This is a genomic window from Burkholderia orbicola (genome assembly GCF_900100915.1).
In the GTDB taxonomy this organism is placed as follows: Bacteria; Pseudomonadota; Gammaproteobacteria; order Burkholderiales; family Burkholderiaceae; genus Burkholderia; species Burkholderia orbicola.
Window position 1 is genome coordinate 98,072 of sequence record NZ_FNKW01000001.1, and the last position, 26,062, is coordinate 124,133.

General features: G+C 63.0%; 33 protein-coding genes and 2 tRNA genes. 13 read left to right on the top strand and 22 right to left on the bottom strand.

What is annotated here, in order from left to right; all coding sequences use genetic code 11:
• Positions 1–15: 15 nt before the first annotated feature.
• Both BLS50_RS00365 and BLS50_RS00370 read left to right on the top strand, forming a co-directional pair.
• On the top strand, positions 16–504 hold the full coding sequence (locus BLS50_RS00365) for a winged helix-turn-helix transcriptional regulator (RefSeq protein WP_074799927.1): 489 nt from the start codon (positions 16–18) through the stop codon (positions 502–504).
• A gap of 342 nt (positions 505–846) precedes the next feature.
• Positions 847–1,470, top strand: coding sequence for a phospholipase D family nuclease (locus tag BLS50_RS00370; RefSeq protein WP_074799930.1), 624 nt, complete (start codon positions 847–849; stop codon positions 1,468–1,470).
• A 159-nt stretch (positions 1,471–1,629) separates the two neighbouring features.
• Here BLS50_RS00370 and BLS50_RS00375 read toward each other — a convergent pair whose 3' ends face one another.
• The 5 genes from BLS50_RS00375 to BLS50_RS00395 all read right to left on the bottom strand — a co-directional run bounded on the left by BLS50_RS00375 (position 1,630) and on the right by BLS50_RS00395 (position 4,286).
• Positions 1,630–1,848, bottom strand: a complete 219-nt coding sequence (locus BLS50_RS00375; RefSeq protein ID WP_074799933.1) for a hypothetical protein — start codon at positions 1,846–1,848, stop codon at positions 1,630–1,632.
• Between the two features lie 560 nt (positions 1,849–2,408).
• Complete coding sequence (locus tag BLS50_RS00380; RefSeq protein ID WP_012328424.1) at positions 2,409–2,882, bottom strand: VOC family protein; 474 nt, start codon at positions 2,880–2,882, stop codon at positions 2,409–2,411.
• Between the two features lie 160 nt (positions 2,883–3,042).
• A complete protein-coding gene (locus BLS50_RS00385; RefSeq protein WP_074799935.1) occupies positions 3,043–3,585 on the bottom strand; it encodes an aspartyl-tRNA synthetase in 543 nt (180 codons plus the stop codon).
• Between the two features lie 103 nt (positions 3,586–3,688).
• Entirely contained in the window at positions 3,689–3,937 is a 249-nt protein-coding gene (locus tag BLS50_RS36500) for a hypothetical protein (protein WP_074799939.1), read from the bottom strand.
• Positions 3,938–3,977: 40 nt separating this feature from the next.
• Positions 3,978–4,286: a hypothetical protein gene (locus BLS50_RS00395; RefSeq protein ID WP_011545327.1), complete on the bottom strand. Its 309-nt coding sequence runs from the start codon at positions 4,284–4,286 to the stop codon at positions 3,978–3,980.
• 190 nt (positions 4,287–4,476) lie between these two features.
• Between BLS50_RS00395 and BLS50_RS00400 the strand changes: the two genes are divergently transcribed.
• Complete coding sequence (locus BLS50_RS00400; RefSeq protein WP_011545326.1) at positions 4,477–5,220, top strand: DUF695 domain-containing protein; 744 nt, start codon at positions 4,477–4,479, stop codon at positions 5,218–5,220.
• A gap of 769 nt (positions 5,221–5,989) precedes the next feature.
• Here BLS50_RS00400 and BLS50_RS00405 read toward each other — a convergent pair.
• Positions 5,990–6,361, bottom strand: a complete 372-nt coding sequence (locus BLS50_RS00405; protein ID WP_074799942.1) for a hypothetical protein — start codon at positions 6,359–6,361, stop codon at positions 5,990–5,992.
• A 302-nt stretch (positions 6,362–6,663) separates the two neighbouring features.
• On the opposite strand from BLS50_RS00405, the gene BLS50_RS00410 reads away from it, so the two are divergent.
• Positions 6,664–7,128: a plasmid fertility inhibition factor family protein gene (locus BLS50_RS00410; RefSeq protein ID WP_027807372.1), complete on the top strand. Its 465-nt coding sequence runs from the start codon at positions 6,664–6,666 to the stop codon at positions 7,126–7,128.
• Between the two features lie 93 nt (positions 7,129–7,221).
• On the opposite strand, the gene BLS50_RS00415 is transcribed toward BLS50_RS00410, so the two are convergent.
• From BLS50_RS00415 to BLS50_RS35070, 3 genes are all read right to left on the bottom strand, one after another.
• Entirely contained in the window at positions 7,222–7,737 is a 516-nt protein-coding gene (locus tag BLS50_RS00415; RefSeq protein WP_074799945.1) for a GNAT family N-acetyltransferase, read from the bottom strand.
• A gap of 625 nt (positions 7,738–8,362) precedes the next feature.
• Entirely contained in the window at positions 8,363–9,475 is a 1,113-nt protein-coding gene (locus BLS50_RS00420; RefSeq protein WP_249191832.1) for a hypothetical protein, read from the bottom strand.
• Positions 9,476–9,484: 9 nt separating this feature from the next.
• On the bottom strand, positions 9,485–9,724 hold the full coding sequence (locus BLS50_RS35070) for a hypothetical protein (RefSeq protein WP_012328417.1): 240 nt from the start codon (positions 9,722–9,724) through the stop codon (positions 9,485–9,487).
• 105 nt (positions 9,725–9,829) lie between these two features.
• Here BLS50_RS35070 and BLS50_RS00425 point away from each other — a divergent pair, with 105 nt between their 5' ends.
• Both BLS50_RS00425 and BLS50_RS00430 read left to right on the top strand, forming a co-directional pair.
• Positions 9,830–10,888 carry a methyltransferase domain-containing protein gene (locus BLS50_RS00425; protein WP_011694275.1) on the top strand — a complete coding sequence of 353 codons (1,059 nt, stop codon included), beginning with the start codon at positions 9,830–9,832 and terminating at the stop codon, positions 10,886–10,888.
• Between the two features lie 171 nt (positions 10,889–11,059).
• Complete coding sequence (locus BLS50_RS00430; RefSeq protein ID WP_011545320.1) at positions 11,060–11,383, top strand: DNA methyltransferase; 324 nt, start codon at positions 11,060–11,062, stop codon at positions 11,381–11,383.
• Positions 11,384–11,766: 383 nt separating this feature from the next.
• On the opposite strand, the gene BLS50_RS00435 is transcribed toward BLS50_RS00430, so the two are convergent.
• Positions 11,767–12,579, bottom strand: a complete 813-nt coding sequence (locus tag BLS50_RS00435; RefSeq protein WP_011545319.1) for a curculin (mannose-binding) lectin — start codon at positions 12,577–12,579, stop codon at positions 11,767–11,769.
• Between the two features lie 566 nt (positions 12,580–13,145).
• A complete protein-coding gene (locus BLS50_RS00440; RefSeq protein ID WP_011545318.1) occupies positions 13,146–14,042 on the bottom strand; it encodes a curculin (mannose-binding) lectin in 897 nt (298 codons plus the stop codon).
• Between the two features lie 241 nt (positions 14,043–14,283).
• Between BLS50_RS00440 and BLS50_RS36215 the strand changes: the two genes are divergently transcribed.
• Together BLS50_RS36215 and BLS50_RS00450 are read left to right on the top strand one after the other, a co-directional pair.
• Positions 14,284–14,547, top strand: coding sequence for a hypothetical protein (locus tag BLS50_RS36215; protein ID WP_249191833.1), 264 nt, complete (start codon positions 14,284–14,286; stop codon positions 14,545–14,547).
• 477 nt (positions 14,548–15,024) lie between these two features.
• The gene (locus tag BLS50_RS00450; RefSeq protein ID WP_226292181.1) at positions 15,025–15,204 is read left to right on the top strand and encodes a site-specific integrase; all 180 of its coding nucleotides are present in this window, start codon (positions 15,025–15,027) and stop codon (positions 15,202–15,204) included.
• Positions 15,205–15,292: 88 nt separating this feature from the next.
• On the opposite strand, the gene BLS50_RS00455 is transcribed toward BLS50_RS00450, so the two are convergent.
• From BLS50_RS00455 to ssuD, 8 genes are all read right to left on the bottom strand, one after another.
• Positions 15,293–15,368: transfer RNA gene (locus BLS50_RS00455), tRNA-His, on the bottom strand.
• 54 nt (positions 15,369–15,422) lie between these two features.
• Positions 15,423–16,409, bottom strand: coding sequence for a tRNA dihydrouridine(20/20a) synthase DusA (gene dusA / locus BLS50_RS00460; protein WP_249191844.1), 987 nt, complete (start codon positions 16,407–16,409; stop codon positions 15,423–15,425).
• 129 nt (positions 16,410–16,538) lie between these two features.
• The gene (locus BLS50_RS00465) at positions 16,539–16,784 is read right to left on the bottom strand and encodes a hypothetical protein (RefSeq protein WP_074799953.1); all 246 of its coding nucleotides are present in this window, start codon (positions 16,782–16,784) and stop codon (positions 16,539–16,541) included.
• Between the two features lie 55 nt (positions 16,785–16,839).
• Entirely contained in the window at positions 16,840–17,037 is a 198-nt protein-coding gene (locus tag BLS50_RS00470) for a hypothetical protein (RefSeq protein ID WP_011545313.1), read from the bottom strand.
• A gap of 143 nt (positions 17,038–17,180) precedes the next feature.
• Positions 17,181–17,396 carry a TOBE domain-containing protein gene (locus BLS50_RS00475; RefSeq protein ID WP_006476104.1) on the bottom strand — a complete coding sequence of 72 codons (216 nt, stop codon included), beginning with the start codon at positions 17,394–17,396 and terminating at the stop codon, positions 17,181–17,183.
• Positions 17,397–17,453: 57 nt separating this feature from the next.
• Complete coding sequence (locus BLS50_RS00480; RefSeq protein WP_074799956.1) at positions 17,454–18,413, bottom strand: ATP-binding cassette domain-containing protein; 960 nt, start codon at positions 18,411–18,413, stop codon at positions 17,454–17,456.
• A complete protein-coding gene (gene ssuC / locus BLS50_RS00485; protein ID WP_011545311.1) occupies positions 18,410–19,222 on the bottom strand; it encodes an aliphatic sulfonate ABC transporter permease SsuC in 813 nt (270 codons plus the stop codon). The genes BLS50_RS00480 and ssuC overlap by 4 nt, the downstream gene beginning before the upstream one ends.
• A gap of 16 nt (positions 19,223–19,238) precedes the next feature.
• Positions 19,239–20,396, bottom strand: a complete 1,158-nt coding sequence (gene ssuD, locus BLS50_RS00490) for an FMNH2-dependent alkanesulfonate monooxygenase (protein WP_011545310.1) — start codon at positions 20,394–20,396, stop codon at positions 19,239–19,241.
• A gap of 341 nt (positions 20,397–20,737) precedes the next feature.
• On the opposite strand from ssuD, the gene BLS50_RS00495 reads away from it, so the two are divergent.
• Entirely contained in the window at positions 20,738–21,166 is a 429-nt protein-coding gene (locus BLS50_RS00495; protein WP_006484223.1) for a hypothetical protein, read from the top strand.
• 134 nt (positions 21,167–21,300) lie between these two features.
• Here BLS50_RS00495 and BLS50_RS00500 read toward each other — a convergent pair whose 3' ends face one another.
• The 3 genes from BLS50_RS00500 to BLS50_RS00510 are packed head-to-tail and all read right to left on the bottom strand — an operon-like array spanning position 21,301 to position 23,326.
• Positions 21,301–22,455, bottom strand: a complete 1,155-nt coding sequence (locus tag BLS50_RS00500; RefSeq protein WP_074802735.1) for an enoyl-CoA hydratase/isomerase family protein — start codon at positions 22,453–22,455, stop codon at positions 21,301–21,303.
• Positions 22,456–22,486: 31 nt separating this feature from the next.
• Positions 22,487–22,819 (bottom strand): DMT family transporter, encoded by a 333-nt coding sequence (locus BLS50_RS00505; protein ID WP_372237126.1) that lies wholly within the window; start codon positions 22,817–22,819, stop codon positions 22,487–22,489.
• 9 nt (positions 22,820–22,828) lie between these two features.
• The gene (locus BLS50_RS00510; RefSeq protein WP_006476110.1) at positions 22,829–23,326 is read right to left on the bottom strand and encodes a heme-degrading domain-containing protein; all 498 of its coding nucleotides are present in this window, start codon (positions 23,324–23,326) and stop codon (positions 22,829–22,831) included.
• 197 nt (positions 23,327–23,523) lie between these two features.
• Between BLS50_RS00510 and BLS50_RS00515 the strand changes: the two genes are divergently transcribed.
• The 4 genes from BLS50_RS00515 to BLS50_RS00530 all read left to right on the top strand — a co-directional run bounded on the left by BLS50_RS00515 (position 23,524) and on the right by BLS50_RS00530 (position 25,980).
• Positions 23,524–23,600: transfer RNA gene (locus tag BLS50_RS00515), tRNA-Met, on the top strand.
• 194 nt (positions 23,601–23,794) lie between these two features.
• The gene (locus BLS50_RS00520; RefSeq protein WP_006476111.1) at positions 23,795–24,340 is read left to right on the top strand and encodes an NUDIX hydrolase; all 546 of its coding nucleotides are present in this window, start codon (positions 23,795–23,797) and stop codon (positions 24,338–24,340) included.
• Between the two features lie 11 nt (positions 24,341–24,351).
• Complete coding sequence (gene aat, locus BLS50_RS00525) at positions 24,352–25,116, top strand: leucyl/phenylalanyl-tRNA--protein transferase (protein ID WP_006476112.1); 765 nt, start codon at positions 24,352–24,354, stop codon at positions 25,114–25,116.
• A gap of 33 nt (positions 25,117–25,149) precedes the next feature.
• On the top strand, positions 25,150–25,980 hold the full coding sequence (locus BLS50_RS00530) for an arginyltransferase (RefSeq protein ID WP_006476113.1): 831 nt from the start codon (positions 25,150–25,152) through the stop codon (positions 25,978–25,980).
• Positions 25,981–26,062 lie beyond the last annotated feature (82 nt).

Sequence of the window (26,062 nt, forward strand, 5' to 3'; positions counted from 1 at the left end):
ACGAGAGACTCGACGATGAAATGGGATGACATCGGCACGCTGAACTGTTCGGTCGCACGCACGCTCGCCGTGCTCGGCGACCGCTGGACCATGCTGATCCTGCGCAACGCATTCCTCGGCTGCCGCCGCTTCGACGCGTTCCAGGCCCAGCTTGGCCTGACGCGCCACGTGCTGGCCGAACGGCTCGCGCGGCTCGTCGACGAAGGCGTGCTCGTCAAGCGCGCGTATCAGGAACGCCCGCCGCGCTTCGAGTACCGGCTGACGGAAAAGGGCCTCGACCTCTATCCGGCCCTGCTCGCGCTGATGGCATGGGGCGATCGCTGGAAGGACGACGGCCAAGGGCCGCCGGTGCAATTGCGCCACCGGGCCTGCGGGCAACTGATGCATGCGGTGACCGTGTGCTCGGCCTGTGGCGAACCACTCGACGCGCGCGACGTGCAGCCCGAGCCCGGGCCCGGGTGGATCGTGTCCGACGGGGCTGAGGCGCCTGCAGCCAGGGATTGACGGACGCGCTACACGCGGCTCGCGAATGACTGTCTGACGCACTCGCTGCACATACGCTTCGGCCATGGGCCGCATTGAGTCCAGGTCCTTCCAACCGGGCGCGCGCATTACTTGCCACGCAAGCGCCTTGCAACGACGAACGCAATCGCATGCCTCGCGGCCCGATCCGCTATCCGCCGATCGCCCCGCTCGCACACGCGGGCTGCATGACGCAACTTTGCGTCACCCTCTCCACCCATGCCGATCATCGCGTGGATCAGCGCTTCGCATCCGCACGTGACCAGGCCGCCACGCGTGCGTTACACTCACGGCCCGCTGTCTCGAAATTATTCGCCGTCCAAGATGTTGTCGCGCAATCGCCTCGCTGCCGCCTGTCTCGCCGCTTCCCTGCTCGCCACCCCGTTCGCCGCCTTCGGCAAGACGCAAAGCGAATCGCTGCTCCAGCAAGCGATCGATCTCGTGTCGCGATGGCTGCCAACCCCCAATCACGAAGCACCCGCGACCCAGGTCGTCGAATCGGCCTTCTCGCCGGACGGCGGTGCCGAGGCGCTCGTACTGAAAGCGATCGGCGCGGCGCGCAGCTCGATCCGGGTTGCCGCCTACTCGTTCACGTCGCCGCCCGTCACGCGTGCATTGCTTGCCGCCAAGCGCCGCGGCGTCAATGTCGCGGTGGTCGTCGACGACAAGGGCAACCGCGCGAAGAACAGCAAGCAGGCACTGAACCTGCTCGTCAACGCGGGCATTCCGACGCGCACGATCGACGCCTATGCGATCCATCACGACAAGTACCTCGTGATCGACGCCGAGCACGTCGAAACGGGTTCGTTCAACTACAGCGCGTCGGCAGCCAGCCGCAATTCGGAGAACGTCGTCGTGGTCTGGAACAATCCGCAACTCGCGTCGCGCTACCTCACGCACTGGCAAAGCCGCTTCGACCAGGGCACGCCGTACCGCTCCAGCTACTGACGCGCGACACGCGCTCTCGCCCGACGCCCGATCGCTCGCATGCACGCGACGTGTTGCAGATGATCGGCGAGCGCGGCCCGATGTTCAATTCGGCCGAATGGCCAGCATGCCGCGTTACGAAGCGCCCGTCACGCGCAACACCGCCGCATTCAATGGATGTCAGGCACCCCGCCCGGTCGCGATGCCGGCATGCGGGCTCGGCACACAGCGGTTCGCGTGCCCGTCCGTACTGCTTGCCGCATTCGTCGACAGCCCGGGGGCGCCCATCGGCAGCACACTGCGCACGCAATCGGTACTGAATGTCAGCGTGTCGTGCACCAACGGGTAAAGGAAATACAGCGCAAACGCGAGATAACCCGCGTAAAGAATTCGAACCATGGTGCGATGGGATGCGATGAACGATTGGACTCGTCCTGTTTTACGGCATGGCGACGCGCACCTTGAGGTATCGGCTGCCCGATTCCGCATCGAGACGAAACACGGGCCGATGACACCCGCTTCTTACCGCTTCTTTCTTACCGCATCTTCACCGACGCTCACGCACCCGATCACCGCCGCGGCGGGACGTGCAGCGAGGCGACGCATCGAGCCATGCGCAACACTGTTCGACGTACGAACCATGACCAACCTGGCCGACGGGACAAGAGACAAGGCTCACGCCAATCGCACCGAAACCGGCCGACGACGCGGCTCGGTCGGGCACGTTGCCGATGATCCCGCACGCCATCGCACCGTCACCGACCGGCTGACATCGGCCGATCGCCGGATGGACGAACACAAGCCGCGCGGCAGGACGGCCGGCGCCCGGCCCGCGGACGAGCCAGGCCGGCGCGCCGGATTAAACCGCCGCGCTGCCGCCCGGCCGCGGTCGTGCGACGGCGCCGGTTCGATTAAACCGCCGCGCTGCCGCCCGGCCGCGGTCGTGCGACGGCGCCGGTTCAACTGCCGCAGGGCGGCGCGCTCGCCATTGCGTCCGCGATCTGCTCGGGCGTCAGGTCGCGCTGATGCGTCGCCAGCGACCAGCGATGCCCGAACGGATCCTCGACCTGCCCGTAACGGTCGCCCCAGAACATGTCGGCGGCCGGAATCGTGACCGTCGCGCCGGCTTCAACCGCCTTCGCGATCGCCGCATCGGTGTCCGGCACGTACAGATGCAGGCAGACGGGCGTGCCTTTCAGCGCCTTCGGCCCCAGCGCACCGTGCTCCGGCATTTCGTCCACCAGCATCAGCGTCGAATCGCCAATCGCAAGACACGCATGCGCGAGCCGGCCGTCGGGCATCGCGAGGCGAAACTGTTCGGTCGCATTGAATGCGCGCTTGTAGAAATCGATGGCCGCGGTTGCACCCGCACAGATCAGATGTGGGGTCAGCGTGCGCATCCCTTCCGGGATCGGCTTGACGGACGTGGGCATGGTGTCGCTCCTTCAGTCGGTTGTCGTATCGAAAATCGGGACGGACGCGCGATGCGCACGCCTCCGATGCTACGACGGACGACGCCGACGGAAATCGACACGGTGCCCAGGATTTTTTTGTTCGCCTGACTGATGGGGGCGCAGGACGCCGCATCGGGCGTCATCGGCCCGTTCGGTCGGCCGGTTCGCCCGGCTGGCCGAATTGACGGCGGCAGGCCTCCAGCAACGCGGCCACCGTGTCGAGCGGAAGATCGGCAAATCGCGCGATCGGCAGCATCACGCCGCCCGGCACCTTCGTGCGCGACGAATGGGCGGAGAACTGATAGCCGATGTAACGATTTCCGGCAACGCTGACGATCCGGAATTCAGTGACGTCACGCCACGGCGTGACGGGTTTTTCGCGCGCGGAGCCGATCAGCCGGAAGCCCGTCTCGTCGACCTGCAACGCGAGCTTGCGCCGCGACGAGACGAACAACGCGGCACTGGCCAGCGCCAGCAACACGGCCAACGCCGCTACCGGCCAGAGCGTCGGGGCGGCCACATAACCACACAAGGTCGCCGCGGCGAGCCCTGCACACACGGCCGCCCTGCTTTTCAGGCTCCGGCTGTCGACTGCCAGCGTGACCGGCAACGAACCGGTGACCGTTCCCGCGACCGGATCGACGTGCCAGCCGGAATCCGTCATTTCGTGTGCGTCGTTCATTTCACGCGGGCTCGTGTCGACGGCCGTCGGTTCCTCAATGCGGGCACGATGTCGGGATGCCAATCCCGATGTCGCGAATCACGCGCCATTGCGCCGACGTCGGTCAATTGCATACCTTGACGGTACCGTTGGTCGTGCATTGCCCGATGGCCCAGTGGCTCTGTCCTGCCAGACGGGGCGCGACGCCCATGCCGCGAATCGGCGCGGCCGGCGGCGACGAGGCGGGAACGGTCGCCGACGCGGTCTCGGGGGACGGTTGCACGGGCGATGGCCCGGACGCGGTCTGGCAAGCGCCGAGCGCCAGACAGAGCGCGAATGCCCGCGGGGCGATGGCGAATCTGGAGAGGGTCATGGGTACGCTCGCGCGATTCGTTTTGAGTAACGGCCCGCAGTCAGATCTGCGGCAGATCGCGCAACGTGCGCGACTCACTCGTTGCATCGATGTCGAGCTCGATGCCTTCGGACGCATCGCGATACAGCACGCGTTTCAGCCTGGGGCCGATTGCGGTGGTGTCCGACGCCGAGAAGATCGCGCGGACATCGTTACCGGACGCGAGCGCGCGCGCCACGTCCGCCACCGGGGCCTCGCGGGGCGTCGCCGCCCACGAGCGATCGGCCGGGTTCACGGCCGCCCAGCGCACGTGCGTCACGCGCGCGCTGAGCGGATCGATTCGGACACCATTCACCGCAAACGTCGACATCGGCATCTCCCTTGAATTTTTGCGGCCGGCCGCATGCATGCGGCGCGCGGCGCGCTGCGACCAACCCGGATCTCGCCCGCGCGGCGCGCACGGCCTGCGATCGCGTGCGCTGCTTCGGCCAACGCGATTTTCGATGATACATTGGGACGCTTTGCAACCGTCAACAGACAATCGTGTACGGGAGAAACACATGAGCGACGCCTGGGGAACCTTCCCTGCCAGAATGGGCGACCATCAGGCTTTCATCAGCTTCAACCACGGCTTCGCGGAAATCGCCGAAGGCGATCCGCGCACGTCGCTGCTCAGCGTGCGGGTCCCCTTTGCGCATCCGTCGCCTGAAGGGCTGCCGACCGGCGACGAATTCGCCGATCTCGCGAAGATCGAGGATCTGCTCGACGCCGCGATCATCGCGAAAGGCGGCGTGCAGGTCGGCCGCATCACCGTCGACGGCAACCGGGATTTTCTTTTCTACGTGCCGTTCGACGAAGAGGCAGCCGCGGAAATCGTCGACTCGCTGGCCGACCAGACGACCTACGCGCTGCAGTATGCCCACCAGGACGATCCGGACAAGACGACATACTGGCAGACGCTCTACCCGACCGACGACGACTGGCAGATCATGCGCGACATGCGCACGCTGGATGCGCTGCGGCAGCAAGGCGACGCACCGGACGTGAGCCGGCGCGTGATGCACTGGGCATACTTCCCCGACCCGAGCGACGCGCACCAGTTCGCGGACTGGGCCGAAGCGAAAGGCTATCCGGTCGAATCGGTCGCGCCGACCGAAGACGGCAAGTCGGCGGTGCGGTTTTCGCACGAAGGCACGCTCGCGCTCGCCGACATCACGCGCCATACGGTCGCGCTCAGTCGCGAAGTACGCGCGCTCGGCGGGAACTACGACGGATGGGAAACCAGTGTCGAACAGGCAGGTTGAGCGGAGTGTGGTGCCCGTTGCGCGTGACGTGACGTCACGCATGCGACGCAAAAAACATCCCGGCAGCGTTGTTACGCGCCGCCGGGATCAAGGCATCGCCGGCAACAACCGGCGATGGGCCTGAGGGTTCGCTCAGGCACGAGGAAAGCAATTCGTACGGATCGGGCGAACGGATGTCGGGGTGCGAACGAGTGCCGTTGCGCAGCCCGCCGAACGCCTGTCCGGTTCCGCCGACGCAACCTTCCGGCGTCGGGGGGCAAAAAGCCCCCGCTCCTGCGCGAGCGAGCGGGGAAATGGTTGACCGGGCCGGGGAAGAACGGTCAACCGGTCAAATTGTGATCGCGGGTCGCGCGACGGTCTGTGCGGCAACTCACCCTTTAGTGACAACGTGACGGCAACCGGCAGGCTCGCGTCCCGGCGCATATCGTCATGATTCAAGCCCAACGCGTTGCCTGTCGGTCTCGTTGACGAGGAACCGGTCGCGAGTTTCTTCGTATCCGCCGTCTTCGGACCGCATCGCAGTACAACCTGTCAGGCCGGCGGCAGTCGTCATTGCGACAGCCATCGACAGCGTTCTTTTTTCATTTCTGGCGTTTTATTTTGTATTAATTCAAGTGGAATTTTCAGGCCCGGGCGCAGTTTCCGGTAAGTTGCGGGTATTGTCAAAGCAGGATTATTCTATTTTTTCACACTAGGCGATTTCCACTCCGTTTTTTGTGCAGAATTTCGCGCCCACAATGATCTGCGTCACGAAAACGCGCATTCCTCGCTACGACGAGCCACTGCAAAACCAGTCGGCAACCAAAGCGATCCAATCGAGATTGCTGATGATTCCGGCTGTCGACGAATCTGTCGCCACCGTCCCGGTCACCATCGCGCTCGCCTTCGCAATCCCGGTCGATGCGACGGGCCTCGGATCAGCAAGCTGCTCCGGCCACGTGACGATATTGGCGCGTGCGTCTTCTTCACCGGCGAAATCATTGCGCGCCAGAAACCGATCGAACACGATCCACGCGAGCGTCTTGCTTCGCGTCTCGGATTCGAGCTGCCTGTCGACAACGACGGTACGACCGGACTCCGTGATTTCGAGCGTCGCGGTGAAACGGTAATCGAGATATTCGATCTCGAGTTTCGACGACATGGTTTCTCCGCTCAATCCGCCCTCTCAATTTTTATGATACCCGGCGCCTGACGCGCTTCGCGACACTGTGTGAATCTTGCGTGAATTTCACTCGGGACGCCATTCTCGCTGGCGTTATCGCGATATTCTCGCGAATTGTCGATGTGAACGGTCGACGTATGACCGCTCTCATCCTTTTTCCACCCTTTCGATGTCGCCGTCAGCCGCTCCGTTTTCCTGTTTCCGGTATCGACCTGCTCCGCAGCCGTCATCGCGCTGCTAAACTCGAATCACAAAGACCGCTTGCGCCACCAGAGGAAATCATGACGCTCGCTCACGCACGACAAAGCGGCGTAGATGTCTGGATCGTCCAGCTTCCCGGGCACGCGCCCTATGCCTACACGCACCTCAAGCGGGTATTCTCGTCCGACGACTCTCGACATCGGGTCGTGACGATCGACCTGAAGAAGCTGCTGGCCTGCGCCGACCGCGACACCACCGACTATGTGCTGCCGTCGGTTCAGTACTGGGCGCCTGGAAAGGCCGCGGGCATTCGCGAATTCCTCGATCCGAACCGGGAGCGGATTCCGGACATGCCGTTCATCACGTTTCGCGAGACGAGAACGCGGACATTGCTCGGCATTCCCGGCCTGTCGAAAATCGGCGTCGCATCGTTCCGTAACGGCCAGCATCGCGCGCGCTATCTCGCGCATGCCGGTGCCACGATCTTGCCCGTCGAAATCCACGAGACCGAAGCCGATTTGCTTGTGCGGTATTGCGGCGAGTGACGGCAAAGTTCGGGCGGCTTTCACCTGGCGCTTCCATTGCGGCCAGGCGCAGGCGCACTCGCTTGCCGTCGCTCGTATCGAACCGGCGAGCGTTCAAGCCCGGATCGCGTAAATCCGGTCGGTGACTTCCGTCTGGCCGATGCGGCTGGTTTCGACACCGGCCAATTGCCAGCCGTTGTGTTCGTAGAACCCGATCGCACGCACATTGCCCTCCAGTACCTGCAGATGGACCTTGTCCACGCCGATCGACCGGGCCCATGCGCGAACGGCTTCGATCATGCGCTTGCCCGTGCCGCCGCCGTGATGCGAAGGATGAACATGCAGGCAGTCGAGCAACACACCAAGCGCCGGATCGACGGGGCGTTCGGCGCTGACGAAGCCGACCGGCTCGCCATTCGACTCGGCAATCAGCACGAGGCCCCACTCGTTCGCGTTTCTATCGAAGTATTTGCGCCACCGGACCGCGTGCTCCGTCGGCACCTCGTCGGACAGATAGCTGGCCGGAAGGATATGGCTATAGGCGGTTTGCCAGCTCAGCGTGTGCAGGCGAGCGATGTGGTTCGCGTCGTGTGGCGTGGCCGCGCGCAGTGTGGTCCGGGTGTCCTGCATCGGTTGCAACTCCTTCTGCAGATTTTCTTGGTCGACATGTGTCGTCGCAAAATATATCTTGCTTTGCAAGATGCATTTCGCAGGAGCTCGTCGTCGGGAGATCGCCGCGCGGGCAAAAAAAATCCCGACACCTTCTCCGGTCGTCGGGATTGAACGGCCCTGCAAAGCATGAGGGCACGAGGAAGGTCACACATTACACGCATGTAAGACTGTTGCGCTTTGTCGGTTTGTGCCAAACCTCTGTTCGATTCCGCCAATCAATCTGTTATGAACGGGCGTAAACGAAAAAAGCCTGCCCGCGTTTTGCACGAGCAGGCAAGAAAACGGATCAGCATTCGAGGCACGAGGGCTGTCCAGGCAAGATAACGGCACGGCGGGCGGGAACCTTAGGGGGCAACACAGCAGCATGATCCATAAAGACCCAGCGTGATGTTCCATCCAATCTCGACAGCCATCCGTTCCTCCCTCGCAAAAATGCAGACAGGCGGATCGATACCTGAGTGGCCCGTCCCCTGTAGTTCACGGCGGGATCCGACTGCTTCTGCGGCAGGGCCGTTATACAGCCAGCGGCGGCGATGGAGGCACGCAAAGAAGCCACCGGGACCTAACGCTCGAAACATCCAGATCAATTGCCCGCACAGAGAAACTGAACCCTGTTCGTGCCGGTTCCCGCGAAAGTAATCGAAGTCCCGGAATCTTGACTGACCTTTACTGCGTTTGCCTCCGTCGTGTCGTTGGCCGTGCATGTATAACTCGACGCGGACGTGTAGACAGCCAAACCCGTGAGCTTGACCGTAGCATGACCGGACGCCAACGCGACCGACCCTTGCACCATGTGCGGAGCATTCATGCCGTTTCCGGTTGTGCTATACAGCGGCATTGAGCCCGTCCCGGCGGCTGAAATATTTCCCTTTGCGGAATAGTTCCCGGCATCCGAAAACGTGTGCTCGTTAACACCGGAGAGATTCTGTAGCGCAAGAAGGCCATTCGCAAATATCGCACGAAGTGACGCAGTCGTCGCATCGCTTCGAATTGCCGCAACCTTGTTCCCTGCGCTACCGAACCATACGACAGCATCTTTTCGTGGCAGCGCGATTGCGTTACCTTCGCCGGTCGTCGCGTTCAAGGCATTACTGTGAAACACGATCCCGTTTTCGAAAGCAGTGTTGTTGTTTACGATTCCGACGGCAGTGCTCGCGTTGGCTGCACCGGTCTTCACATCCGGACGCCCCGATGACAGCCAAAGCCCCGGCGTAATGCCAATCCGGAACATGTTGTACGGATCAACGCCGACTACGGAACCCTGATTAACGACGTCGATTTCATGACCTTGCGTCGTCCCGGCCCCCGGCTTTCTCCGCACTTCGGAATAGGTGGCGTAGGCGGTCTGAACGTGTTTCGTATTGTCATTGATCGCATAGCCGGCAACGCCCTGAGCAGCCATCGACCCGGTCAACGAATTATCCGAGGTGCGCGTTGCCCCCAGCAAACCCATTCCGCCCCCAGCCGATTGCGACCACGTTTGGGCGCAGGCTGTGGTACAGGGGATCAACGAGTTAAGCCAGGTAAGTTGATTGCCGAACGATGCAACGGCGGGCGTCGCATTGGAGGTTGTCGAGGAAAGCTTCGCACCGGGCTGAGAAGTCGACTGCGATTGACCAGTCGCCAACTGGGCATGTGAGGGCAATGCGGTCGTCGAAACGAGCGCAGCGAACAAACAGATACGGATGCTCTTCATGGGGGGCAATCAGCGTGGAAGTGAAATGTCGAGGACGAACGTGTATTCGAGCAGGCCATGAGCGATGATCGCGAGCACTTCCAACGCTCTGACGTCGATGCCCGCACAGTATGCATCGAACACGAAAAACGGCACTTCGCGCGATTGTGACGGCCGGACGCGCACCTGTCGAATTTCAGCTTCGAAAAGGGTCGCGCTTCGGCGCGCAATCGCTCCTCGATGCGCGCGTGCCGGTGCGCGGCCGGTCATTCATCTCCCGAAAATGAAGGACCATCATAGCGACGGTCGATTGTTGATAGTTCTTACTTAACGTAAGATCGTCAACATCCCCGCACCACATCGATGGAGACCGGAATGGTGAAGGCGGCGTTGAAGGTAATCGGCAGGCCGATCTGGAAGCGGATGCAGTTCCGTATCAATGCCGCGATCGATGGACGTATCGAACGTGACCGGGCAGAAATTGAACGGCTTAAGCAGGTGATCGTTGGCCTACAAAAAATGGTCGAATCCCTGTACCTCGAGCGCGGGTGCGAAAGCGAACATTTCGATCTGGACAAGCGCATTGCCCATGCGATCGGGCAACGAATCTTCGTTCCATCCGACCCGGTCTTCGACGATCAAGCGCCGTTCATGCAGTATTCGACGTGCAGCGCAGCCGATATGCTTCACCCGGAGCATGCCCGAATTTGCGCGATGCTCGGCCTCCCTCCGATGTACCAGCGAAAATTTTGGGAATGGACATACATCATCCATCATCTGAATCGGCTAGGCATGCTCAAACCAGGCAGGCGCGGACTTGGTTTCGGCGTGGGTCAGGAGCGGTTGCCGGCGCTTTTCGCGAAGCTGGGATGCTCGATCGTCGCCACTGATGCGCCGCCGGAAATCGGACAATCTAGCGGATGGTCCCAAACCGGACAACATAGCAGTGCTCTCGACGAGCTACGGTTCCCGGCCATTGTGGCCGATAAAATCTTCGATCGGTCAGTGACGCATCAGTATTGCGACATGAACGCCATTGCCCCGTCGCTCCGCGATTTTGATTTCAACTGGTCGTCCTGCTGCTTCGAGCACCTTGGCAATCTGGAGGCCGGACTGCAGTTCGTCATCAACAGCATGGACACACTGAAGCCCGGTGGGGTTGCGGTTCACACGACGGAATACAATCTTTCGTCGAACGACGACACTTCCCGCGAAGGTGGGACCGTGATTTATCGAAAACGCGATATGGAAGAACTCGTCACGCGATTGCGCGACCGAGGATACGAGGTTGAGACGTTCGCGCCGGCACCACACGCACACGCGCTCGATTTTCATGTCGACGCACCGCCATATAGCAATAACCCTCATCTCAAATTGAGGTTGGCCGGCTATACAACCACTTCAGCCGGGATATGCGTACGTCGCATTGGCTGATGCCCTACCTAGTCGACGGTTCCGCGTATCCTCGACCTTCATCTGGCGAAGCATCGGCGCACCAAGGACGCCGGCGCCGATCGCGTTGTGCTTGTTCAGAAGTCGATTCCGTGCCGCTTCAGTTGCGGCGCCTTCCACTTCCCGCGCACCAGGTCGATCAGGTATAGACGGTTGCTCGCTGCGAACGAGAAGACCGGCGCCGTGATACGCGCACTCGATAGTACGTGGCGCCGGCCGTTCACCACGCTCGAGCTGGCGGTACTGCAATCGCTTGTCGAGCCGGAGGAGTACCTCGAGCTCGACGGGGTGCCCGACCAGGCATGGCGCGAGCGTATCGGCAACGTCGTGCCGCCCGACGCCGCGCAGGAGATAGCCGAGGCAATGGGCACCACGCTGCTGCTCGTTGAATCCGGCGAAACGTTGCAGCTTTCATCGACACCGGTCTCGATGCGCCCTATCGCCACCGCACTGACCGTCGTACCGCAGACCTTCTAAGACGGAGGCACCTGATGCCCTGCACCCCTTTCGCCTTCCCGGCCGCATGTCCGGAATCATCTGCACGCGAGGTCGCAAGCACGAGCATCGCTGCTCGGTCGATGGCTGCAACGTGCTGAGTGGCTTCCACTGCGATTTCCAGACGAAGCCGGGTAAGACTTGCGATCGGCACCTGTGCGCCGCGCATGCGCATTAGATCGGGACTGACGTCCATTTCTGCCACCCACCTTGCGGAGTCGAGCGGAAGGAGCAGGGTGACCTTTTCGCATGACCACCCAGGCTCACACCTGTTCTTTTGGGCTGCCACGCTTCAATACGAGAAGGCCCTCGCTCGGAGGACCTTTATCTTCACGCCATCGGCTCAACGTACGAATAGCAGATCCTTAGAACGGAATTGAGATTGGCTTCGCCGTACAAGCAAAGCAGTAGTTGCCACCACCGTGATCAAGATAGTCCGGGTGATTGAAGTGAGCAAGACGATCCCAGCTTACAGTCGGCGCATAGACAACAAGGTTTCCGTCAGGCTGGAACGCAAAGTAATTATTGGAATTCACTTCCGTGTTCGTTTGCCAAATCGCAGTGCCCGCGTCGTTGGTCAGCGTGAAATTCCCATCGTTCTGCATCCAAGCTGCAGTAACACCTCTGCCCGGGGTTCCTGAATTCCAAATTGCACCCCCGTTCTTGTAAAGAACGAAATTACCATCAGCTTGCAAAATCAAGAAATACTGACCGACCGTGTAGCTCGTGCCGACGAGGATTCTGTTATTGGTGTGTAGTATACGTCCCTGATTTGTCTGAATAGAACCGGTATCGCTGGTATGACTTTGCCATACCGGACGATCCCAATAAAGAGCGAGATTGCCGTCATTTTGAACATTCAGATATGCACCCGGGTGCTGGGTATTGAAATAGAGCACAGGTACATTGGCTGAAGTGTACAGAACGAAATTTCCGTCCGGCTGCACGACTGCTCGCGTAACACCCTTCCCCGCAACCTGTGCGGACCAGACTACGCCGCTCGGACCATACAACACCAGGTTGCCATCGGACGCTTGCATGTCGAGGCAGTACTGGCCATTTTCAGAACAAACCTGCGCACCTAGATTTAGGGTGGCCCCAGAAGGAATCACCGTTGCAATTGCCGATGACATATACAGCATTAGCATTCCGAAAAATACAACAATCCCCTTTTTCACTGATTTCCTCTCGTAAATGTATGTTTCGCTTTATTTGCATCGAGCCAGACGCATAGCGAGATTACCACACTTAAAAGAATATTACAGCGAAGCCAATTAAGTGAAATTATTACAAAACTTTCTTTTATGATTTACAACAATTATAACCATTGTTTATATATTAGATGCCCTATCGCCCACAGGCATCCTTATCAGCTGCGATTCGAATCATGAGCACCCGAAACGAAAAAAACCCGTGTACGTGGAACGCGAGCGGGCAAAAAAAACGGAACAGCAATCGAGGCACGAGGACTGCCTCAGCAGATAACGGCACGCCCGCCGAGAACCTTAGCCAAGATAAGGCCCCGCTTCCGTACAGGCGAGCGGAGCAACAGCTCAGCGACCGGGAATGGACAGTACCTTTACAGGGGTTGTCCCGGCCGCCGAAAGCATTGGCGAGCTGGATGCCGGCGGCGGCAATGAGACGAGTTCGAAATTACGCCTCGCCCGAGGCAACCATTAACGAACTCTGACGGCACTTTTGTTCCGCTCTCAGTCAGGTCGACTGAAGGGTTTGGTCAGCAAAGTCAGAAGGCGGCACCCGGATAACCCGGTGTCGGGAACCCGAGGCCGGTTGTACCAACGCCGACGGGCGAAAAAGGATTTCCGTTGAGGGGGTGCGGCGGGCAAACACCGACACAGATACCGCTGCCCGGCCCGTTATTCGATGTCGACGTCGATGTCGGAGCCGTAACCAGGCCAAACTTTGTACTCCATGCCGCTGTCGGCGCGTAAATCACCAGGTTGCCATCCGATTGTAAAACGAGTTGCGCTCCATTGGCTCCGTTAGTCTTAGTCGACCAAAGAGCCGTCGATCCTGCATAAATTACAAAATTTCCGTCGCTCTGCATAACAGCATACGTAGCACCTTTTCCCTGAGTGCCAGTCGACCAAATCGGATTACCGCCATTCTTGTAAAGAACGAGGTTGCCGTCCGCCTGAAACACGAGCATGTATTGGGCGACAGTGACAGTTTGACCAGCCGACATCGTGGAGCCCGAAGCGAGATATTTGCTCTCGGCCGATTGTTGGGTCGCGGGATCACTGGTATTACTTGCCCAGGCCGGACGGGGCCAGTAGATCACCACGTTCCCGTCATCCTGCACTGCGAGGAACGCGCCCGGATGCGCCGTTTTGGACGACCATGCAGCCGTGTTGTCGGCACGATAAATGACAAGATTTCCGTCGCCCTGCATTACCGCCCTGTTGCCGCCAGATCCCGATGTCTGCGATTGCCATACTGCGCCCGTCGGTCCATAGACGACCAAGTTCCCGTCCGTTTGCATCGCAAGGTGATACTGGCCGTTATCCGAGTAGACAACATTTCCAGCCGACAATGTTTCATTTGAGCCAAGGATCTTCGCGCTCGAAAGTATCGGCATTAAAGCTACCAAGCAAACAATCAACGACGTAACAAACCTCATAGCAACCCCTAGGTAATGGTTTTAGATAAATCCATGTTGGATTCGTGATCGTTACAGTTTGTTGCAGCGGCAGAATAGCACAAGGATGTGCCTTTCTGATTTGAGGAATTCCGTAAGGTAATTGCTAAGAAAGGCAGGTCTTTAATCCATTTACCCCCGAGCATCGAAGCTCCATTAGCGAGCTTTCTGCTACGTCGCACTGTGAAAAATAGGTGCGTCCACCGATTTCCTGAAGATCACCATGACCACCGATAAGAGCCACGCTGATGCGCTGACGGCACAAGTTGCACTTGCCGCGATCGAAACGTTCGAAACCGGCCGCGAGTACCGCTTCGACGGCGCGGTGCCAAACGCCAAACGCGACGGTGTGCTGCCGGCGTGGTGGCGTCGCCCGTCGATCTTCATGCCGAGCACCGCCCGCGCGCACGCTGTTCGAAGTGCCTGGCGTGTGCGTGGAGCGCCTTCAATCGATCAGCGACGTAAATGCGATCTCCGAAGGAATTGAGCGGACATCCGACGGCTTCAGCGTCGACGGCAGCCGCCACTTCCCCGCAGCTCGGGCGCGCGACTCGTTCGCGTCGCTCTGGGGCAGCATCAACGCCGAAGCCGGCCACGGCGGGGGGACACGAACCCGCTCCTGTGGGTCGTCGAATTCAGAAGGATCACCCCGCGTGATGGCGATAGACCAGTCCGCGCGGATCGCGGACAATCTCGCAGCCGTCGCGGCCACGCGGGACGCGATGCGCGGGATCGAGCGGCGCGGCGGCGCCCGCATCCTAGAATGAGCGTTCACCGGGTTCGCCACGCTTGCGGCACCCGGCCACGCGCGGCACTGGCGCGAGGTGATCTGCATGCCGCTCACTGAACAGCTCGACCGACCGGCGGCCGTGCGAGGCGATAAAGAGTGCCTCTACGTCTTCACGACGAAGTTCGGGACGCGCACTACACGCACGACGGATTCAAAAGATTCTGGGGGAGGTTGATGAACGAGGCGATTGAAGCGAAGGTAATCGCGAGCCGATTCACCTTCCATGACCTGCGCGCATACTACGCAACGCAATTCAAGCGTGAGAGCGGCACATTGCCGGACCTTCACGCGAATCCGGCAACCACCGCACGTGTCTACGATCGCAACAAAATCGTGAAGCGCGAGGCGCTTTAAATTCCATTTTGTGAAGTTCCAAAACAAAAACGGCACTGTCTTTTCGAACAGTGCCGTTTCTAACGACTTGATACCGCTTAGAATTCTTTGGGGTGGCTGATGGGACTCGAACCCACGACGACAGGAATCACAATCCTGGACTCTACCAACTGAGCTACAGCCACCACTGATACTGCTTGCTTCGTTTCGCTGTTTTGTTTCAGCAGCGAAGAACAAGATTATACGAACACTTTTGAATCTTGCAAAGCCTTTTTTTCAAAAATTTCTTCGGCTTCGCTCAGATGCGCGCGAGCCTCGTCGAACACGGCCAGCTCGCCGCGTGCGAGCTTCTTGTTGTCGGACAGCACGCGACGCCAGCCGCGCGCACCCGGCATGCCGCGATACAGCCCGAGTGCATGCCGCACGATCGCGCCGAGGTAGGTGCCGCGCTTCAGTTCAGCCGCGCAGTATTCGATCAGTTGCGCTTCGGCCTCTTCGCGCGTCGGCACCGCTGCGGTCGACCCGTAGAAGCGCGCATCGACCTCCGCCAGCACGTACGGGTTGTGATACGCCTCGCGCCCGAGCATCACGCCGTCGACGTGCTCGAGATGCTGCGCGACTTCGTCGAGCGTCGTGATACCGCCGTTGATCACGATCTCCAGCGATGGAAAATCGCGCTTCAACCGATACGCATAGTCATACTTGAGCGGCGGGATCTCGCGGTTCTCCTTCGGCGACAGGCCCTTCAGGATCGCGTTGCGGGCATGCACGACGAACGTTTCGCAACCAGCCTCGGCCACCGTGCCGACGAAGTCGCGCACGAACGCGTAATCCTCGACCGCATCGACACCGATCCGATGCTTGACCGTCACCGGCACCGACACCGCATCGCGCATCGCCCGCACACAGTCGGCGACGAGCTGCGGCTCGTTCATCAGGCACGCACCGAACGCGCCGCGCTGCACGCGCTCGGACGGACACCCGCAATTCAGGTTGATTTCGTCGTAGCCCCACTGCTCGCCGAGTTTCGCCGCGCGCGCGAGGTCGTCCCGCTCGCTGCCGCCCAGTTGCAGCGCGACTGGCGATTCGCTCGGCGTGAACGCGAGATGCCGCTGGGCATCGCCGAACAGCAGCGCACCCGTCGTGATCATCTCCGTATACAGCCACGTATTGCGCGTCAGCGTGCGGTGGAACGAACGGCAATGGCGGTCCGTCCAGTCGAGCATTGGCGCGACCGATACACGGCGAGGGGGAAGCGAGGACGGAACGGACATGGAATTCGGGTACAGGCCAGGCGGCACGGAAACAACCGGCTATTTTACCGCAATACCGGCCATACCCGCCCGACCCGCGCGCTACCGGCCGTCCAGTTCCACATCGACCGCCCGGCGCGCCGCGTCGAACACCCGCTCGATCACGCGCCGTTCGGTGAGCAGCATCCCGTCGACCTTGACCAGCCGCCAGTCGATCCGCACGGCATCGCCCTGCAGCACGCGATAGTGCGCATGCTCGCCGTCCCAGACCTGCTCGGTCTTCACCTCGATCTCGAAGCCGCGGTACGGCTCGCTGAAATCGCCGAGGTCGCTGCCTCTCGGTTCCATCGCACGCTCCGTGGCGACGCCGCGCCCGGCCGCCTGCGCGGCCGGCGCCGCGCGCTCAATCGTATTCGTCGGACAAAAATGACCGGCCATCGGCCGTCAGGTCGACCCGGTCGGCCGCCGCCTGATAGATCAGCCCGTCATTCAGCAACGCGTAGACGACGTCGTCGAATGCGGCGGGAACCGGCCGGCTGTCGCCGAACTGGTCGATCCATTTCAGCGCCTCGATGGCTTCGGGGGAAAGGATGGGGGTCATGCGTTGGCCTCCGGCATCGGTGTCGTTCCATCCTAGCACTTCGTCCGGAAGCCGAATACCGAGGCAAACGCGCTGCGCGAATGCAATGCGGCGCCGCCGGGCACACTGCCCGCCGACGCCGCACGGGGGCGCGACCCGCGCGCTCAGAGACGCGCGATCGAGACTTCCGTGGACTTCACGAGCGCGACGACTTCGGCGCCGACCTTCAGTTCAAGTTCGTCCACCGAACGGGTGGTGATCACCGACGTGACGATGCCGAACGGCGTCTCGACGTCGACTTCGGAGACCACGGACCCGCGAATGATCTCCTTGACCTTGCCCTTGAACTGGTTTCGTACGTTGATTGCAGTGATGCTCATCGGGATGATCGCTCCGAAGAAAAAAGTCTCAGAACGGGCGGCCGGAGCCGCCCGGAATTAAACGGCCCAGCGGATCTGCCCGACCGGTCGAACCTTGTCTGCTTCATGCTCGGCGTCGTGATCGGCCGCGCCGGGGCCGCCGGCGAGCACGCGTTTCAGCACGCGATCCTCCAGCGCCGCGAATGCGGCCGACGCGCGGGCACGCGGCCGGTCGAGCGGCACCGCCTGGTCGAGCGCCACGCGCCCCTGCTCGATCAGCAGGATGCGGTCGCCGAGCGCGACGGCCTCCTGCACGTCGTGCGTGACGAGCAGCGCAGTGAACCGATGCTCGCGCCACAGGCGCTCGATCAGCGCATGCATCTCGATGCGGGTGAGCGCATCCAGCGCGCCGAGCGGCTCGTCGAGCAGCAGCAGTTGCGGCCGGTGCACGAGCGCGCGGGCCAGTGCGACACGCTGCCGCTGGCCGCCCGACAGTTGCGCGGGCCAGTCGTTCGCGCGTTCCAGCAGCCCGACTTCGTCGAGCACCGCGCGGGCCTGGTCGCGCGCACCGCGGCCGAGACCCAGCATCACGTTCTGCAGCACGGTCTTCCACGGCAGCAGGCGCGCATCCTGGTACATGATCCGTGTATCGAGCACGCCGCCGCCCTCGCCGCGCGTCACGAGCGCGCCGCTGCTCGGCTGCTCCAGCCCCGCGACGAGACGCAGCAGCGTCGATTTCCCGCAGCCGCTGCGGCCGACGATCGCGACGAAGCTGCCGCGCGCGATGCCGAGCTCGACGTTGTCGAGCACCGTGCGCGCGCCGAAGCGCTTGCTGACGCCCGACAGCGTGACCGCGTCGTCGGGTGCCGTACCGCCCGCGCGCCGCCGCGCGAGCGGTACGACCGATGCGCTGCCATCATGTTCGAGGATCGCCGCGTCACGCGCATCGCTGTCCGCGACGCGGGCCTGCGCCAGTTCGGCCTCGAGGTCTGCGCCGGCGAGCGGGCCGTAGGCGGCCGCCGAAGTCGTCGCATTCATGCCTTTGCTCCTGATTGATAGGCGGGGTGCCAGCGCAGCGTCACGCGCTCGATCCATTTCGCCAGCACATCGGCCAGCTTGCCGAGCACCGCGTACAGCAGGATGCCGACCACCACCACGTCGGTTTGCAGGAATTCACGCGCGTTCATCGTCATGTAGCCGATGCCCGACTGCGCGGAGATCGTTTCCGCGACGATCAGCATCACCCACATCAGGCCGAGCGCGAAACGCACGCCGACGAGGATCGACGGCAATGCGCCGGGCAGGATCACGTCGCGGTACAGCGCGAAGCCGCGCACGCCGTAGCTCTTCGCCATCTCGATCAGGTTCGCGTCGACCGAGCGAATCCCGTGATACGTGTTGATGTAGACGGGGAAGAACACGCCGAGCGCGACGAGGAACAGCTTCGCCTTCTCGTCGATGCCGAACCACAGGATCACGAGCGGGATCATCGCGAGCGCCGGGATGTTGCGGATCATCTGGATCGTCGAGTCGAGCGCGACCTCGGCGGCCTTCGACAGCCCGGTCGCAAGCCCCAGCGCAAGGCCGACGCCACCGCCGATCGCGAAGCCGAACAGCGCGCGCCACGTGCTCACTTTCACGTTCGCCCACATTTCGCCCGACGTCACGAGCGACCAGGCGGCGCGCACGACCGCCACCGGCTCGGGCAGCACGCGGGTCGACAGCCAGCCGGTGCGCGCACCGACTTCCCACACCACCAGCAACGCGAGCGGCACGAGCCACGGCGCGACGCCGCGCCACGCGCGGGCGGCCACGGCGACGCCCGTCGTCGACGTTTTCGTTGTCATCGCAAGCCTCCGTCGCTCAGCTCTGGCTCGTCTTCGGCAGATAGTTGTTGCCGACGATCTCGCCGAACGGCCCCGACAGCGGACCAGCCGCCTTCTTGACGCCCTCGCCCTTGATCAGCGGGAACACGAGTTCCGCGAAGCGATACGACTCCTCGAGGTGCGGATAGCCGGACAGGATGAACGTCTCGATGCCGAGATCCGCGTATTCGCGCATCCGTTCCGCGACCTGCTCGGGATTGCCGACGAGCGCCGTGCCGGCGCCGCCGCGCACGAGCCCCACGCCGGCCCACAGGTTCGGATAGACCTCGAGCGCCTCGCGGCCGCCGCGCTTGCCGCCGTGCAGCGCGGCCATCCGGCGCTGGCCTTCCGAATCCATGTTCGCGAACGCTTTCTGCGCACGCGCGATCGTGTCGTCGTCGAGCCGGCTGATCAGCCGATCGGCGTCGCGCCATGCCTCGTCCTCGGTCTCGCGCACGATCACGTGCAGGCGGATGCCGAACTTGATCTTGCGGCCGCGCGCGTCGGCACGGGCGCGGATATCGGCGATCTTCTTCGCGACGGCCTCGGGCGGCTCGCCCCAGGTCAGATAGGTATCGATGTGATCGGCGGCGATCGCGTGAGCGGCCGGCGACGAGCCGCCGAACCACAGCGGCGGATGCGGATGCTGGACGGGCGGATAAAGCGCCTTGCCGCCTTTCGACTGCAGGTGCTTGCCGATGTAGTCGAACCCGTCGTTGTCGTGCGATGCGGCGAGCAGTCCGCGCCAGATGTTCAGGAAATCGTCGGTGATCTCGTAGCGCGTGTCGTGATCGGCGAAGAGGCCGTCGCCTTCGAGCTCGGCCGCATCGCCGCCCGTAACGACGTTGATCAGCAGGCGGCCGCCCGACAGACGGTCGAAGGTCGCGGCCATCCGCGCGGCGAGCCCCGGCGAAGCGATGCCGGGACGCACGGCGACCAGGAATTTCAGGCGTTGCGTCGCCGGAATGAGGCTCGATGCGACGACCCACGCATCCTCGCAGGAACGGCCGGTCGGCAGCAGCACGCCGTCGTAGCCGAGCGTATCCGCCGCCACGGCGACCTGCTTGAAGTAATCGTAGTCCGCGGCGCGCGCGCCTTCGGCCGTGCCGAGATAGCGGCTGTCGCCATGCGTGGGAATAAACCAGAACACATTCATCTGCTGCTCCTGCTTGACTGTCACTGCCGAAATTTGAAAAAAACGTCGCCCTGCTCGCGTCGCGGAGGAGCGACGCATGCATGGTGTGCATTCGAATCGGGATGGCTCGCCGGTCAGGCCGTGCAGCGGACGAGGACGCGATCGCACGGCTGTTTCTGAGGAAACAGTCTAGGGATCGGTACAGGGCTTTGGAACGATTTTTTTGAGCTTAGGTTTTCCGCTTTCGTGATTAGCACGACGCTGGAGCGAATATCGCCGCGGCCGGGCCCTATAATGGCGCACCTATCCGAATAACTCCGCGCATACGGCTTCGGCCGTGCGCGCCTGCGGTGCACTCATCGATGCAGAAAGTCATCCTGCCCTTCCTGTCCGGCTTCCTGGCCGCACTGTTCTTCCGCGAGGCCACGCTCGCCCTCCTCCACACGGCCGATCTGATCGCCGCAACCGGCTTCTCGACACAACCGTTCGCGCCGCTCGGTATTCCTGAATTTGTCGCGAATGCGTTGATCAGCGCGTGCTGCGCGATTCCGATGGCGTGGTTGTTGCGCGTGTCGCCGGAACGCGAAGCATCGTGGATCGGCGCGCTCGTGTTCGGCGGTATCGTGCTGACGGCCGCCCGCGTGTTCGCGATCGATCCGCTGCGCGGCATCTGGCCGTCGGGCAACATGATGCCCGTGCTCGCGGCCGGCTTCGCGGCGAACGCGGTATGGGGCTTCGGCGCGCTCGTGTTCATGCGCGCGTTCATGTCGGACGACGCGGGCGACGAATAACGCCGGCGCGGGCGACGCGTCCTTCGGGCCCGGACCGGCCGACATCCATCAAAAAGGCCGCGTGCATCGTGCACGCGGCCTTTTCGTTTCTTCCCCGCGCATCGATCCTTCCGCGCGAATCAGCCTGATCGACGTCAGTCCTTCAGCGCGCGCAGCGGATGCGTATCGGGCGTCCACGGGCTGTCGAACATCGCGAGCACGTCGGCGCGCCCGACGTCGGCGGCCGACTTGAAGCGCCACACCGGCTGGTGATCCTTGTCGACGATCAGCGCGCGCACGCCTTCGATCACGTCGCCGCGCGCGAAGGTCGAGCGCGTGAGATCGAGATCGCGCCGCAGGCAATCGGCCATCGTCGCGCCGCGCGCGCGTTCGACGACTTCGAGCGATACAGCCATCGACAGCGGCGACAACTGCTCGCGCATCGCGTGGGTCGCCTTCTCGATCCACCCGTCGACCGCCGCGCAATCCGGCTCGGCGTCGAGCGACGCGAGGATCGCGTTGAGGTCGGGCTGCGCGAAATGCCGGTCGATCCCGGTGCGCGCGTCGGCGAGCGCCGACGTGTCCGGCGTCGGCACGACCTTGTGCGCGGCCGCCGCGTCGGTCACGCACCCGACGGCCTGCGCACCGCTGTCGATGCGCGCGGTACGTAGCGTGTCGAGCAGCGCCGGCAGCGCGGCATCGGGCAGATAGACGTCGGCGAGTTGCGCGTACAGCGCGCCGGCCGCGTCGAGCGTCGCGCCGGTCACCGCGAGATAGCGGCCGATCGCGCCGGGCGTGCGCGCGAGAAACCAGCTCATCCCGACGTCCGGAAACAGGCCGATGCGCGTTTCGGGCATCGCCATCTTCGTCGAGTCGGTCACGACGCGCAGGCCGCCCGTATGCCGCGCCGCCTGCGAAATCCCCATGCCGCCGCCCATCACGACGCCGTGCATCAGCGCGATGTACGGCTTCGGATACGTGAAGATCGCATGGTTCAGCGTGTACTCCTCGATGAAGAACGTGTCGACCGCATCGCGGTCGCCGCGCTGCCACGCGTCGTGGAAGAAGCGCACGTCGCCGCCCGCGCAGAATGCGCGCGGGTGCGGGCTGTGCACCACGACCGCGACGACGTCGGGATCGTCGCGCCACGCGTCGAGCGCCTGCTGCATCAGCCGGATCATGCCGACCGACAGCGCATTCAGCGCCTTCGGCCGGTTCAGTTCGAGAAAGCCGATGCGGTTCGCGACATACGCGCGCACGTCGGGCTGGGTGGATTCGGCGGACACGGCGGCGGAAGGGGAATCGGTCATGAAGGTCATCCGGCAAACGGCGGTCGCACGCTCAGTGCGCCTGCATCTTCGAGAACAGGTTCAGCACCACGACGCCCGCGATGATCAACCCGAGGCCGATCACCGCCGGCACGTCCGGCACCTGGCGATAGAGCAGCATCGCGACGAGCGTGATCAGCACGATGCCGGCGCCCGACCAGACTGCATAGATGATGCCGACGGGCATCGTGCGCAACGTGAGCGACAGGCAGTAGAACGCGACGCCGTAACCGGCGACGACGAGCACCGACGGCCCCAAGCGCGTGAAGCCGTCCGCCGCGCGCAGCGCGGACGTGCCGATCACTTCCGCGACGATCGCGATCGCGAGCCATGCGTAACCAGGCAGTTGCATCGCTCAGCTCCTTGCGAGGGCCAGTACCGCGTAGTCGTGACCGAGCTCCGCACACAGCGCCTCGACGACGAACTCGTGATCCGCACGCTGCGGCAACCCGGACGCGGTGATCGAGCCGATCACGCCGGCACCGGCCACGGTCAGCGGAAACGAGCCGCCGTGCGACGCATACTCGGCGACTGGCAGCCCGTGCTTGTCCGCGAGCGTCGCGCCGGCCTGCTGCATGCGCAGGCCGATCGCATACGAACTACGGCGAAAATGCGCGACGACGTTGCGCTTGCGGCGCACCCAGTCGGCATTGTCGGGCGTGGCTCCCGCGAGCGCCGCATAGAACAACGGCTGGCCGAACGTGACGATGTCGATCGCGATCGCATGACCGCGCGACGTCGCGAGCGCATGCATCCGGTTGCCGAGCGCCCACGCACGGGCCGGGTCGAAATGGGGAAACACGAGCGCCTGTTCCTGCGCGCCGATCGATTGCAGATCGTGAGCGATGTCCATGAATCCGTCGATGCAGTAATGAGAGTCGCAACGGCGCCGATGCGATCGCGCAGGGCCGCTGCCGGGATGACGACACAAACCGCTCGATTCTAGCGCACGTGCCTTCCCGTACCGGCCCCACCCGCGCTCGTCATGCGATTGTCAGAAAATACTTGCACGCATTCGGGTTAGCCCATATAATTCATTTCTTCGACGGACGCGGGGTGGAGCAGTCTGGCAGCTCGTCGGGCTCATAACCCGAAGGTCGTAGGTTCAAATCCTACCCCCGCAACCAACCGTCCAGAATTTCGCAAAAAGCCCGGCTTCGTGCCGGGCTTTTTGTTTTTACGCGTCCGGGCGCCGCGCCCTCTTCGCTCGCGCGCCACCCGCGCACCCACCGTTTCGCATGACACGCCGCCCCATGCGCAGGCGTTCGAGAATGCCGCGGCCCGGTGATACACTCGCATCACCTCGTCCCTTCCATTCGACATGAAATTCTGCTCCGTCTGCGGTCACGAAGTCCTCGCGCGCATTCCTCCGGGCGACAACCGCGAGCGCTTCGTCTGCGATCACTGCGGCACGATCCACTATCAGAATCCGCGCAACGTCGTCGGCACGGTGCCGGTCTGGGGCGACCAGATCCTGCTGTGCCGCCGCGCGATCGAACCGCGCTACGGATTCTGGACGCTGCCGGCGGGCTTCATGGAAATGGGCGAGACGACCGCGGAAGCCGCTGCGCGCGAAACGCTCGAGGAAGCCGGCGCGCGCGTCGAGGTGCAGAACCTGTTCACGCTGCTCAACGTGCCGCACGTGCACCAGGTCCACCTGTTCTATCTTGCGCGGCTCACCGATCCGGGTTTCGAAGCCGGCGAGGAAAGCCTCGAAGTGAAACTGTTCGACGAAGCCGACATCCCGTGGGACGAGATCGCGTTCCCGACCGTCAGCCAGACCCTGCGCTTCTTCTTCGCGGATCGCGCCGCCGGCGACTACGGCGTGCACACCGGCGACATCTTCCGCTCGCTGCGCAACGGCTGAGCCCCGCACCCATGGTTCCCTGGCTCGGCCCGGACGATCCGTTTCCGTCCATCGAACGCGCGCTCGGTCCCGCGACCGGGGCGCCCGGGCTGCTCGCCGCGAGCGCCGACCTGCTGCCGTCGCGGCTCATCGACGCCTACCTGCGCGGCATCTTCCCGTGGTACTCGGACGGCCAGCCGGTGCTGTGGTGGAGCCCCGACCCGCGCATGATCCTCGTGCCGGCCGAATTCAAGGTATCGCCGTCGCTGCGCAAGACGCTGAAGCGCGTGCTGCGCGCGCCGGAATGGGAAGTGCGCGTCGATCACGATTTTGCCGGCGTGATGCGGGCATGCGCCCAGGCGCCGCGCCGCGGGCAGCGCGGCACGTGGATCACCGCCGAGATCATCGACGCCTATACGTCGCTCTACCGCTCCGGCAACGCGCACAGCATCGAGACGTGGCACGACGGGCGCCGCGTCGGCGGGCTGTACGGCGTGTCGTTCGGCCGGATGTTTTTCGGCGAGTCGATGTATGCGGACGTGACCGATGCGTCGAAAATCGCGCTGGCCGCGCTCATCGCGCACCTTCGCGAGCAGGGGCTGGAGATGATAGACTGCCAGCAGAATACGTCGCATCTAGCGTCGCTCGGCGGCCGCGAGATCGCACGCAAGGCCTTTGTCGCTCACGTGCGCAGCGCGGTAGCCGAACCGCCGATTCCGTGGCAGTTCGACAAGCGCGTGCTCGCCGCGCTGACGAGCCCCGCCGAAACGGCGGCGCCCACCGGGACCGAGCGCTAGCGCGGCACTCCTTCCCTGCATCGAGAGCTGCCCATGACTCACCCGACTGAGCTGCCGCTTTCACCGCTTTCGGCGCTGCAATTCTATGCAACGGCGCCCTATCCGTGCAGCTATCTGGACGGCCGCATCGCGCGCTCGCAAGTCGCGACGCCGAGCCACCTGATCAATTCCGACATCTACACCGAGCTCGTGAAGGCCGGCTTCCGCCGCTCGGGCGTCTTCACGTACCGCCCGTACTGCGACGGCTGCCGCGCCTGCGTGCCGGTGCGCGTGCCGGTCGGCGAGTTCGCGCCGACGCGCACGCAGCGCAGGATGTGGAAGCGGCACCGCGCGCTGGTCGCGACAGTCTCGCCGCTGCACTACGACGAAGAGCACTACGCGCTCTACATGCGCTACCAGTCCGCGCGCCACGCAGGCGGCGGCATGGATCGCGACAGCCGCGACCAGTACGAACAATTCCTGCTGCAAAGCCGGATCAACTCGCGCCTCGTCGAATTCCGCGACCTCGACGCACCGGGCGGCGAACCCGGCAAGCTGCGGATGGTCAGCATGATCGACATCCTCGGCGACGGGCTGTCGTCGGTCTATACGTTCTTCGAGCCGGATGACCGGCACACGAGCTACGGCACCTACAACATCCTGTGGCAGATCGAGCAGGCGAAGAGCCTCGGGCTGCCCTACGTGTACCTCGGCTACTGGATTCGCGAGAGCCCGAAGATGGCCTACAAGGCGAACTTCCACCCGCTCGAAGGGCTGATCGACGGCCGCTGGAAGACGCTCGATCCGGAACGGATCGACCTGCCGCCCGTCGACGCGGCGCTGGCGCGCGCGCCCTTGCCAGGCGGGCATTCCGGCTCGGGCTGACGCACGCCGCGGAGGCTACGAAGCAAAGCACGCCCGTGCCGCGCAACTCCCGGTAAAATAGCGGGTTGTCATTCATTCCGGC

Bases quoted from the DNA above. Each gene is read 5' to 3' on its own strand.
- BLS50_RS36215 (WP_249191833.1), top strand. From the start codon at position 14,284: ATGACCACCGATAAGAGCCACGCTGATGCGCTGACGGCACAAGTTGCA.
- BLS50_RS00385 (WP_074799935.1), bottom strand. From the start codon at position 3,585: ATGAACGACGCACACGAAATGACGGATTCCGGCTGGCACGTCGATCCG.
- ssuD (WP_011545310.1), bottom strand. From the start codon at position 20,396: ATGAATGTGTTCTGGTTTATTCCCACGCATGGCGACAGCCGCTATCTC.
- BLS50_RS00410 (WP_027807372.1), top strand. From the start codon at position 6,664: ATGACGCTCGCTCACGCACGACAAAGCGGCGTAGATGTCTGGATCGTC.
- BLS50_RS00420 (WP_249191832.1), bottom strand. From the start codon at position 9,475: ATGAAGAGCATCCGTATCTGTTTGTTCGCTGCGCTCGTTTCGACGACC.
- BLS50_RS00440 (WP_011545318.1), bottom strand. From the start codon at position 14,042: ATGAGGTTTGTTACGTCGTTGATTGTTTGCTTGGTAGCTTTAATGCCG.
- BLS50_RS00405 (WP_074799942.1), bottom strand. From the start codon at position 6,361: ATGTCGTCGAAACTCGAGATCGAATATCTCGATTACCGTTTCACCGCG.
- BLS50_RS00400 (WP_011545326.1), top strand. From the start codon at position 4,477: ATGAGCGACGCCTGGGGAACCTTCCCTGCCAGAATGGGCGACCATCAG.
- BLS50_RS00425 (WP_011694275.1), top strand. From the start codon at position 9,830: ATGGTGAAGGCGGCGTTGAAGGTAATCGGCAGGCCGATCTGGAAGCGG.
- BLS50_RS00475 (WP_006476104.1), bottom strand. From the start codon at position 17,396: ATGAGCATCACTGCAATCAACGTACGAAACCAGTTCAAGGGCAAGGTC.
- BLS50_RS00530 (WP_006476113.1), top strand. From the start codon at position 25,150: ATGACTCACCCGACTGAGCTGCCGCTTTCACCGCTTTCGGCGCTGCAA.
- BLS50_RS00415 (WP_074799945.1), bottom strand. From the start codon at position 7,737: ATGCAGGACACCCGGACCACACTGCGCGCGGCCACGCCACACGACGCG.
- dusA (WP_249191844.1), bottom strand. From the start codon at position 16,409: ATGCTCGACTGGACGGACCGCCATTGCCGTTCGTTCCACCGCACGCTG.
- BLS50_RS00370 (WP_074799930.1), top strand. From the start codon at position 847: ATGTTGTCGCGCAATCGCCTCGCTGCCGCCTGTCTCGCCGCTTCCCTG.
- BLS50_RS00510 (WP_006476110.1), bottom strand. From the start codon at position 23,326: ATGGACATCGCTCACGATCTGCAATCGATCGGCGCGCAGGAACAGGCG.
- BLS50_RS00495 (WP_006484223.1), top strand. From the start codon at position 20,738: ATGCAGAAAGTCATCCTGCCCTTCCTGTCCGGCTTCCTGGCCGCACTG.
- BLS50_RS35070 (WP_012328417.1), bottom strand. From the start codon at position 9,724: ATGACCGGCCGCGCACCGGCACGCGCGCATCGAGGAGCGATTGCGCGC.
- BLS50_RS00365 (WP_074799927.1), top strand. From the start codon at position 16: ATGAAATGGGATGACATCGGCACGCTGAACTGTTCGGTCGCACGCACG.
- BLS50_RS00375 (WP_074799933.1), bottom strand. From the start codon at position 1,848: ATGGTTCGAATTCTTTACGCGGGTTATCTCGCGTTTGCGCTGTATTTC.
- BLS50_RS00480 (WP_074799956.1), bottom strand. From the start codon at position 18,413: ATGAATGCGACGACTTCGGCGGCCGCCTACGGCCCGCTCGCCGGCGCA.
- BLS50_RS36500 (WP_074799939.1), bottom strand. From the start codon at position 3,937: ATGACCCTCTCCAGATTCGCCATCGCCCCGCGGGCATTCGCGCTCTGT.
- BLS50_RS00520 (WP_006476111.1), top strand. From the start codon at position 23,795: ATGAAATTCTGCTCCGTCTGCGGTCACGAAGTCCTCGCGCGCATTCCT.
- BLS50_RS00380 (WP_012328424.1), bottom strand. From the start codon at position 2,882: ATGCCCACGTCCGTCAAGCCGATCCCGGAAGGGATGCGCACGCTGACC.
- aat (WP_006476112.1), top strand. From the start codon at position 24,352: ATGGTTCCCTGGCTCGGCCCGGACGATCCGTTTCCGTCCATCGAACGC.
- BLS50_RS00465 (WP_074799953.1), bottom strand. From the start codon at position 16,784: ATGGAACCGAGAGGCAGCGACCTCGGCGATTTCAGCGAGCCGTACCGC.
- BLS50_RS00395 (WP_011545327.1), bottom strand. From the start codon at position 4,286: ATGTCGACGTTTGCGGTGAATGGTGTCCGAATCGATCCGCTCAGCGCG.
- BLS50_RS00450 (WP_226292181.1), top strand. From the start codon at position 15,025: ATGAACGAGGCGATTGAAGCGAAGGTAATCGCGAGCCGATTCACCTTC.
- BLS50_RS00470 (WP_011545313.1), bottom strand. From the start codon at position 17,037: ATGACCCCCATCCTTTCCCCCGAAGCCATCGAGGCGCTGAAATGGATC.
- BLS50_RS00500 (WP_074802735.1), bottom strand. From the start codon at position 22,455: ATGACCGATTCCCCTTCCGCCGCCGTGTCCGCCGAATCCACCCAGCCC.
- ssuC (WP_011545311.1), bottom strand. From the start codon at position 19,222: ATGACAACGAAAACGTCGACGACGGGCGTCGCCGTGGCCGCCCGCGCG.